The 8904-nt window shown below is 71.6% G+C and carries 10 protein-coding genes; 9 read left to right on the top strand and 1 reads right to left on the bottom strand.

From position 1 onward, the window contains the following. The first annotated feature begins 96 nt into the window (after positions 1-96). The 9 genes from CEP50_RS20690 to CEP50_RS19370 all read left to right on the top strand — a co-directional run bounded on the left by CEP50_RS20690 (position 97) and on the right by CEP50_RS19370 (position 7592). The gene (locus CEP50_RS20690; RefSeq protein WP_258175433.1) at positions 97-228 is read left to right on the top strand and encodes a hypothetical protein; all 132 of its coding nucleotides are present in this window, start codon (positions 97-99) and stop codon (positions 226-228) included. 40 nt (positions 229-268) lie between these two features. Continuing rightward, a complete protein-coding gene (locus CEP50_RS19405; RefSeq protein ID WP_106115354.1) occupies positions 269-595 on the top strand; it encodes a hypothetical protein in 327 nt (108 codons plus the stop codon). Positions 596-628: 33 nt separating this feature from the next. Next, positions 629-1006, top strand: a complete 378-nt coding sequence (locus CEP50_RS19400; protein WP_106115353.1) for a hypothetical protein — start codon at positions 629-631, stop codon at positions 1004-1006. Positions 1007-1036: 30 nt separating this feature from the next. Further along, complete coding sequence (locus tag CEP50_RS19395; RefSeq protein ID WP_106115356.1) at positions 1037-1285, top strand: hypothetical protein; 249 nt, start codon at positions 1037-1039, stop codon at positions 1283-1285. Between the two features lie 12 nt (positions 1286-1297). Next, complete coding sequence (locus tag CEP50_RS19390; protein ID WP_106115352.1) at positions 1298-2032, top strand: DddA-like double-stranded DNA deaminase toxin; 735 nt, start codon at positions 1298-1300, stop codon at positions 2030-2032. After that, positions 2029-2496, top strand: a complete 468-nt coding sequence (locus tag CEP50_RS19385) for an Imm1 family immunity protein (protein ID WP_106115351.1) — start codon at positions 2029-2031, stop codon at positions 2494-2496. Before CEP50_RS19390 ends, CEP50_RS19385 begins: the two co-directional genes overlap by 4 nt. Positions 2497-3579: 1083 nt before the next feature. After that, complete coding sequence (locus CEP50_RS19380) at positions 3580-5124, top strand: dynamin family protein (RefSeq protein WP_106115350.1); 1545 nt, start codon at positions 3580-3582, stop codon at positions 5122-5124. Between the two features lie 137 nt (positions 5125-5261). Then, positions 5262-5705 carry a nucleotide exchange factor GrpE gene (gene grpE, locus CEP50_RS19985; protein WP_219905573.1) on the top strand — a complete coding sequence of 148 codons (444 nt, stop codon included), beginning with the start codon at positions 5262-5264 and terminating at the stop codon, positions 5703-5705. A 9-nt stretch (positions 5706-5714) separates the two neighbouring features. Continuing rightward, positions 5715-7592, top strand: a complete 1878-nt coding sequence (locus tag CEP50_RS19370; RefSeq protein ID WP_106115349.1) for a dynamin family protein — start codon at positions 5715-5717, stop codon at positions 7590-7592. Positions 7593-7610: 18 nt separating this feature from the next. On the opposite strand, the gene CEP50_RS19365 is transcribed toward CEP50_RS19370, so the two are convergent. Beyond that, positions 7611-8904 (bottom strand): MFS transporter (locus CEP50_RS19365; RefSeq protein ID WP_106115355.1); only part of this gene is annotated, 1294 nt, incomplete at its 5' end.

The following is an 8904-nucleotide window of genomic DNA, read 5'->3' as shown; positions in this document are numbered from 1 at the left end:
GAGACAGCGGCACTACCCCGGCCGGGCGGGCCCGGGAGAACCCCACCTCCGCCCGGCCGGGGACTTGCCCTCCGACCACCCGACCCACGAGCAGACATGCTTCAACGACTCACGATTTGTCTCGTCACGGCAGGAATCGTCTTCTACCTCGGCTACTGCGTCGGACTGGACGCCACACTGGGCCATCCGGCCTGGAGTCCGAACATCGTGGTTCTGCTCGACCGGTGACCGGCCCACAGCCGGACACCCCGATGTGCGAGGAGCCTCCATGCCCCGCCCCTCACCAGTAACCACGATCCTGCTGCGCGAATGCGCCGGAACCGGCCTCGCCGTAGCCGGATTCACCTACAGCAGCTGGATCACCCTCATCCTCCTCACCAACCTCATCACCCACCTCACCCACCCAACACAAATCCACCTAGGCCACCACGCCCTACTAGCCACCCTGGACTGCCTCACCTGGTGGACCGGAGTAGCCGGACTACGTCTGGGCGGATGGCGCACCAAAAAAGCCACCACCCTCGGACTGGCCCTACCCGCCATCCACGCGGCCACACTGCCCCTCCTGGCCCTGGCCAAACACCACCCCGCCTGACCCGGCCTGCTCGAACCTTCCAGGAGACACCCGATGAGCGAACGCCTGCCCACCACGTGGCGTGAGCGGGGCCTGCACTGGCACGCCTTCGTCACCACCACGGTCACCACCAGCAGCCGCCGCAGACACCACCCCCTGCAAGCGGTGGCCCTCACCCCGCAGGACGGGGCCGCCTGGCTGACCGAGACCCTCACCAGCTACCAGCAGCAGGCCCGCACCGTGCGGTGGACCACGCCCCTGCCCCAAGGGCTGCGGCCACCGGAGTGTTCCTGCCCGGCCACCGCCGCCCTGGCCGCCGGATACCCCGTCGAGGCGGTCGTCCTCACCCCCGAGGAACAGTTCCACCTCCACCTCGACCCGCTGACCCCGCTCCAGTGCCCCCACCACCAGCCCCAGACGCACACCGCCTGACTGTCGGACCTTTCTGCTAATCCGCCGGTGATGCTTGAGGACATTCGTGCCCGGTTGCAGCAGATCCTTGACACCGCTCCCGCCGGTGAGCTCCAGGCGGTGCCGACCACGTTGGACGAGCTGCGTGGGCAGCTGCACCAGCTGGCCGCACCCAGCACCAACGAGGACATACGGCAGGCGTTGCGGTTGAGCAGTTTCGCCTCCGACACGGTCGGTGAGGCGGTGCAGACGCTCATGCTGGCCACCGAGCACGTGCGTTCGTTCTCCACCGTGCTGTGAAGGGGGCCTGGCATGTCCCACGTGGAAGAGCTGGCCAACGGCATCGCCGCCCTCCTGAGGCAGATACCGCCCGAACAGCTACACCAGGCACGCGCCTGGGTCGAGGAGTACGCCCTGCCCACCCTGGCCGAAATCGGCCAGGGCAGCAGCTCACCCGAGTTGGCCGAGGCGGTGGCCCTGCTCCAGCACACCCGCGAGCTCATCGACGACGTCCTCGCCCTGTCCGCCACCACCCACCAGCACCTGGTGAACTACCTCGCCACCCTCGGCCTGAACAACGAGCAGCCCCCGCCGAGCCTGCCGCACCCTTCGACCCTGCCGCGTGTGCCCACCGACGCGGCCGGAGACCACTCGTGGATCGACCAGATCCGCGAGCGGCTTCCCGCATACACCGGCGGGCAGACCACCGGACTGGTCTACGACCAGGACGGCACCGAACTTCAGATCACCAGCGGACGCGAAGAGATCTCCGAACGCGCCCGATTGAACCTGCACGATTCCACCTGGTTCAGCACGGACGATCGTGGCGCTCCCGCCGTCTTCACACACGTCGAGGTGAAGTACGCCCAACGGATGAGGGAGCGCGGGCAGACACACGGTGTCGTCGTGCTGAACAATCCGATCTGCGATATGGAGCGAGGATGCGGCGCGGCCGTGCAAGCCATCCTGCCCCAAGGGTCCACGCTGGTGGTGTGGGAGCCCGGCGCGACGAAACCGATCGAATTGCGAGGAAAGGCTCGACCGTGACCAGCATCGACACGCGCACCGTGATCACCGCGGTGTTTCGCCACCTGTTCCGATACGCGTACACGCCTGACGAGACAGCTGAGCTGATCGAGACCGTCCTCACCGAGCCACCGTTGCCGATCTGCGAAATCTACGTGTGGGATCGCCCCTGCCGGTCGATCCGAGACGAGGACGGCCCCGCTTTCCCCGAGGCCGGTCGGTTGCGTATTGCCTGCCCCGCCGATCAACCATGGGCGGCGTTGAACTACATCAACCCCGCAGCACCCGACGGCGCGCTCGTCGACTCCTACAATCCCACCACCACCGACGAGACCCCGGCCCTGCTGTTCGACCCCGAAGGCGACCTGTGGTTTCCCGCCTCAGCCTCACTGCCGCTCGACCAGGCACGCCAAGCCATCGCCGAATACTGCCGCACCGGACAGCGCCCCACCTGCGTGCAGTGGCAACCCGGACAGTGGTACTGACGACCCCAGCCACCACCCCGAGATAAAAGTGATTCCCACAGCGGGACAACGCTGTTAAGATCGCAGGTCGCAAAGGGTAAGCCCCGCGCATGCGGGGATGGACCGTAGACGAGCACGCTGTGCCGCTGGTCGGGCATGTAAGCCCCGCGCATGCGGGGATGGACCGTGGTTGGTGGACAACCATTCCTCGGCGGCGGCGTAAGCCCCGCGCACGCGGGGATGGACCTGTTGCTGACCGTGCCCTGGGATCGTTTGATTTGTATTCCCCGCACACGCGGGGATGGTCCGGTTCCGTCGAGGACCGGCCTGGGTCGGAGAACGTGGTGGTTGAGAAGGGGAAGTGTGTGGCAACACGCCACGAGGTTCCGAAGCACCTGATCGGCGTGTCGATCACGAACCGGTCACAGCCGGAGTGTGGCCATCCCGGAAATCCCTGCTCAACTGCCGTGGCGCCAGCCCTCCGAGGCTGGCGAGGATCGCAACTGGGCGAGTCTGCGACCGAAGCCGCCGAGCGGATCGAGTGGCGCCAGCCCTTCGGGGCTGGCGAGGATCGCAACCACCACACGATGCTTTTCGCCTTGTCGCGGGCTTTGCGTGGCGCCAGCCCCCCCAGGGCTGGCGAGGAGGAGCACAACCGACACACGTAGGGAGCACGCTGGACAGGAATCGGAGCATCCCCTGCTGCTGGCGCCGTCCGTCTCGGAACAAAAGTGATTCCCACAGCAGCAAAGCACTGTTAAGATCGCAGGTCGCAAAGGGGTAAGCCCCGCGCATGCGGGGATGGACCCCACTGGCCGAACCGCGGGAAACGTGAGCGCGCGTAAGCCCCGCGCATGCGGGGATGGACCTGGCGTATTATCTTGAATACAGCGATGATCGACGTAAGCCCCGCGCATGCGGGGATGGACCCGTGCCGGTGTCGTACTCACCCCGGGTGATGCCGTAAGCCCCGCGCATGCGGGGATGGGCCCCGTCATAGCGGGTCGCCACCCGCGCGATCCGCCCCTCCCCGCCCACGGCGCTAGACTCTGCCCCGCCGCCGAGCGGGCGGCACGAGAGCAGGGCATCCGAAAAGGACCGGGGTTGACCGTTCAGCAGCAGGTGCGGGGGCCGCTGTCGGCGGCGGTGGCCCGGCTGTGCACGGAACTGCGCCCCCGGCTCGGCGCGGACGCGGCCGCCGGAGTGGACGAGGTGCTGGAACGGCTGACCGCCCCGCTGCAACTGGCGGTGGTGGGCCGGGTCGCCTCGGGCAAGTCGACCCTGGTCAACGCGCTGATCGGGCGGAACGTCGCCCCCACCGACGTGGGCGAGTGCACCCGGGTGGTCACCCGCTTCCGCTACGGCACGGTGGACCGGATCGAGGTGGTGCTGCTCGACGGCACCACGCACACCCTGCCGTTCACCCAGCGGGCGGGAGTGCCCGCCGACCTCGGCGTGGACCGCAGGCGGGTCTCGCACGTCGAGGTGTACCTGACCAACGCCGTGCTGCGCGACCTGACCGTGATCGACACCCCCGGGCTGGGCTCGCTGGACGAGTCCTCGGTGGCCCGCGCGGAGGCCGTGCTCGGCGCCGCCGACGGAACACCGACCACCGGCGAACGGCTCGACCCGGTCTCGCGGCGGGCCGTGCTGGGAGCCGAGGCCGTGCTCTACGTGCTCACCCAGTCCGCGCGGGCCGACGACCGGCACGCCCTGGACACCTTCGGAGCCGCCACCGGCGAACGTCCCGCCGGCCCGGCCAACGCGGTGGGCGTGCTGAACAAGGCCGACACCGTCGAACCCGACTCGGCGGGCGACGGCCAGGAGGACCCCTGGAGCTCGGCGGAGGCGCTGGCCGCCGAACAGGCCCGGCTGCTCACCCCGAAAGTGACCGACGTGGTCCCGCTGATCGCGCTGCTGGCCGAAACCGCCGAGAGCCCCGAGTTCACCGACGCGGACGCCACCGCGCTGCACCAACTGGCCCGGCTGGACCCCGCCACCAGGCAGACCATGCTGCTCTCCGGCGACCTGTTCACCGAATGGGAGTGCGCGGTGCCCGCCGACACGCGGGAGCGGCTGCTGCGGCTGCTCGACCTCTACGGGATCCGGTGCGCGCTGGAGGAGATCGACGCAGACCCGACGGTCACGGCGGGACGGCTGCGGGAGGCGCTGCGGCGGCGTTCAGGCCTGCCCGCCCTGCGCGCGCGGGTGAACTCGGTGTTCCGGGGCCGGGCCGACGGCATCAAGGCGGCGGCCGGGCTGGCCTCGCTGGCCGCCGTGGCCCGCTGCCGTGCCGGGGAACGGGAACGGCGGATGCTGCACGACGGGATCGAGGCGCTGCTCACCCAGCCGCAGGCGCACCAGCTGAGGCTGCTGGAGGCGCTGACCACGGTCTCCTCCGGGGAGGTGGAGCTTCCGGCGGACCTGCTCGACGAGGTGCTGCGGCTGGGCTCCTCGGAGGACTTCGCCGAACGGCTCGGAATGCCCGGCGCCCCCGCGGAGCGGATGCGGGAGTTCGCCCTGGAACGGGCGCGCTGGTGGCGCTCCTTCGCCTCCCTCGGGTCCACCCCGGCGCAGAGCCGGGTGGCCCACGTGGTGCACCGGGCCTACTTCCTGATCTGGCGCCAGCTCCGGGGCACGAGCGGATGAGCGCCCCCGGAGCGCGGCGTTCACCCCTCCGGTGGAACCGAACGGCCCGCGACCGCGTCGGACCCTCCGGGGGCGCCCACGTCCCCGGCGGGGGCGCCCCGCACGGCAGAGGTCCACATCGGAGACAGAAGGCAGCCTTGAGCAACGAACCACTCGCCGATCCGCTGGAACGGGCGGTGTCCGAGCGGGAGACGCTGATCCGGTTGTGCGTGTACGCCTTCGACCGGGCACGCAGTACCGGGGTCACCGAACGCCTGGAGGAGGGGCTGGACTCGGTCGGGGTGACGGCCCTGCGCCCCCGGGGTGAACCGTTCGACCCGGCGCGGCACGAGGCGGGCGGCGTCGTCACCACCGCCGACCACACGCTGGACGGGCTGGTCGCCGAGACCGAGACGCTCGGTTTCGCCGACCGGGGCCGCATGGTGCGCCCCCCGGTGGTGACGGTCTACCGCCTGGACCCGACCCCGGCCACCCCGCCCCCGGAGACGGAACACACCGGCGAGGGTGACGGCGCCCCTGGCCCGGCCGCGACGGCGGGCGGCCCCGGAACGAGCCCGAACACCGAGACAGCGGAGTCCTGACACCAGGCCATGTCCTCGCAGTCCCCGTTGGACCAGCTGCCCAGCGCCGAGCTGGTGGCGGCCACGCAGCTGCCCACGCAGGTCAAGCAGACCCGCCAGGCGCTCGTGGCGCTGCTGCGCGAGGTGGACCCGCAGGCCGCCGACTGGGTGGAGGAGATCCGCGCCGCGCGCGGCCCGGTGCCCGGGGTGGTGGTGCTCGGCGAGACCAAGCGGGGCAAGAGCGCACTGGTCAACGCCCTGCTGGACACGCCGGACCTCTCGCCGGTGGACGCCGCGGCGGGCACCGCCACCTACCTGTGGTTCCGGCACGGCCCCGAGTGGGCCGGCCACGCGTGCTGCCCGCCCCGCGAGCCCGTCGGTTTCCCGGTGGAGGAACTGCGGCGGCGGGCCACCGACGACGGAGAACCCGCCGAGGGGGAACCTCCGCCCCGGTATCTCGACGTCACGGCCCCGCTGGGACTGCTGGAGGACGTGGAGCTGGTCGACACACCGGGGGTGGGTGGGCTCGACTCCGCCCACGGCGAGCTGGCCGCCGAGGCGGCGGCCTCGGCCAGCGCGCTGCTGTTCGTGGTGGACGCCTCGGCCCCGCTGGGCCGGGCCGAGCTGGACTTCCTGCGCCGGGTGAGCGACCGCGTGGAGACCGTGGTGTTCGCGCTGACCAAGACCGACCGCCATCCCGGGTGGCGTCGGGTGCTGGAGACCGACCGGGAGCTGCTGGCCACCCACGCCCCGCGCTTCGCCACCGCCCCCTTCCACCCGGTCTCGGCGCGGCTGGCCGAGCTGGCCGCGCGCGCCCCCGACGCCGACACCGCGGAGCTGCTGCGGCGGCGCTGCGGGGTGGGCGAGCTGCGCGAGGAGCTGCGCACGCGGCTGGCGAACCGCGCGGCCATGCTGGCCGAGGCCAACGCCCTGCGCGGACTGTCCACCGTGCTCGACGAGCAGGTGTCCACACTGGATGCCGAACGCCGGGGACTGACCCGCGCCGAGCACGAGATCGAGTCGCTGCGCGGCAGACGGGAGGAGCTGACCGCCGAACGCAGGTCCTCCACCCGGGGCTGGCAGGTGCGGCTGCGCACGCGGATCCAGCGGGCCCGGGTGGAGGCCAACCACGAGGTGGCCGACCGGGTGCGCGAGGTGCACAACCGGTTCCGCCGCGAGATCGACTCCGCCGACCGGGCGCGGCTGGAACGGCTGCCCGGGGAGGTGGACGCGGCGCTGCGGCTGGTCTCCGGGCGGGTCTCCACCCTGCTGTCCCGGCGGCTGGACGAGGTCGCCCGGGCGTGCCTGGCCGAGCTGTTCACCCCCGAGGAACTGGGCGTGGTCCGTTCCCAGTTCGCCCGGGGACCACGGGCGCCGGTCGCCCCGCGCCCCCCGGACCGACGCCCGGCCACGGCCGAGGACAAGCTGCTGGTGTTCATGGGTGTTTCGGGCGGGCTCGGTGTGGGCCGGGCCGCCGCCCTGCCGCTGGCCGGGCTGGGAGTCGGGGTGCTGAACCCGGTGGTGCTGCCGCTGACCCTCGCGCTGGGGCTGGGTGCCGGGTGGTGGATGGCCCGCACCCGCAGGCACGCCGCCGACAAGCAGCACCTGAAGCAGTGGCTGACCGAGGCCGTGGCCGAGTCGCGGTCGGCGCTGGAGCAGGCGGTGTCCGAACAGCTCATCGAGGCCGAGCAGCAGCTCTCCCTGGCCCTGGACGACGCGCTGCACCGGCGGGTCGAGGCCATCGAGAGCGAACTGCGCGAGGTCGACCGGGCGCTGAAGCTGGACTCGGCCGAACGGGACCGGCGGCTGAGCACCGTGGACCGGCGGCTGGAGGAGCTGACCACCGGCCGGGAGAAGGTGACGACGCTGCTGGAACGCATCCGCGAGCTGCGGGACCGCCCGGCCTGAGCCCGTCAGGCCCGGGGCTCACCCCTCCCGTTCGAGGGTCTCCTCCTCGCGTCCGGGCGGAACCGGCGGTGGGTGCCTGACCAGGAGAGCTGCGACCACCACCGCCAGGGGCAGCAGACACAGCACCAGCAGCACCGGCCGGTAGGAGACCGTCCAGGACCGGCCCATGGCGAGCAGCACGGGCCCGAACGCCGAGGCCCCGACCGTGACCGAGTGGACCACGCCCCGGATGGCGCCGATGTGGCGCAGCCCGAAACAGCGCGGGAAGGCGACGGCTTCGAGCGTGCGCAGGCCGTTGTTGCAGACCCCCAGCGCCATCCCGTAGGCCACCGCCGTCCACCCCGGGTGGACCCAGCCCGCCCCGGCGGTCGCGGCGGCCATCACGACCATCATGGCGACGATCAGCACCCGGTCGGAGACGTGGTCGGCCAGCCAGCCGAGCACGAAACTGGCCGCCAGCCCCGCCAGGGTCTGGGGAACGAAGGTGGCGGCCGCCTGGGCGGCGGTGAGGCCGCGTTCACCCAGCAACGAGAGCTGGTGGAAGTTCAACGCGGTGCTGACCAGGCTGCACACCCCCACCCCGGCGGCCACGGTCCAGAACATGCCGGTGCGGATCGCCTCGGGCAGGGTCCAGTCGACCAGCGGCCCCCGCGCCGGCCCGGAAGGGGCGGAGGCGTCCTCCTCCGCGCGCTCGTCCCGCGTGGGAGGGGCCGCCGGGGTGCGGGGCAGCACCAGCAGCGACACCGCCAGCACGACGGCGAGCACCACCACCCCTTCGAGGGCCCACACACCGCGCCAGCCGAGGTCGCCGATCAGGTGTTCCAGCAGCACCGGGGCCAGCGAGATCCCCGCCGTGCCCACGGCGGAGGTCACCCCCATGGCGAAACCGCGACGGTGGTGGACGTAGACGGCCACGGTGGTGGTGGCCACCAGGTTCAGCGCGCCCTGCCCGCCCACGCGGAGACCGACGAACGCGGCGGTCAGGCCGATGATCCCGGTGACCGCGCTCGCCGCGAGCAGAACCACCCCGAAGCAGGCCGCCACGGCGGTCATCACCCGACGCGGGCCGAAACGGTCGATCAGCCGCCCCAGCACGGGCATGATCAGCACCCCCGACAGGGAACCGACCATGTAGGCCGTGGACACCACCGTGCGGGACAGTCCGAGGGAGTCGATCAGCGGATCCACGAAGACGGACATCGCCGCCGTCTGCCCCGGCGCCGTCAACGCCAGCGCCACCGAGGCCGAGGCGATCACTCGTCCCAGATAGATCCGGGAGTGAGGCCCCGGGGCGGGCGTGGGTGTCGAGGTC

The organism is Actinopolyspora mortivallis, from assembly GCF_003001495.1.
Classification (GTDB): Bacteria; Actinomycetota; Actinomycetes; order Mycobacteriales; family Pseudonocardiaceae; genus Actinopolyspora; species Actinopolyspora mortivallis_A.
The sequence above is the reverse complement of the archived record's forward strand: the minus strand, read 5'-3'. Positions and strand labels throughout refer to the sequence as shown.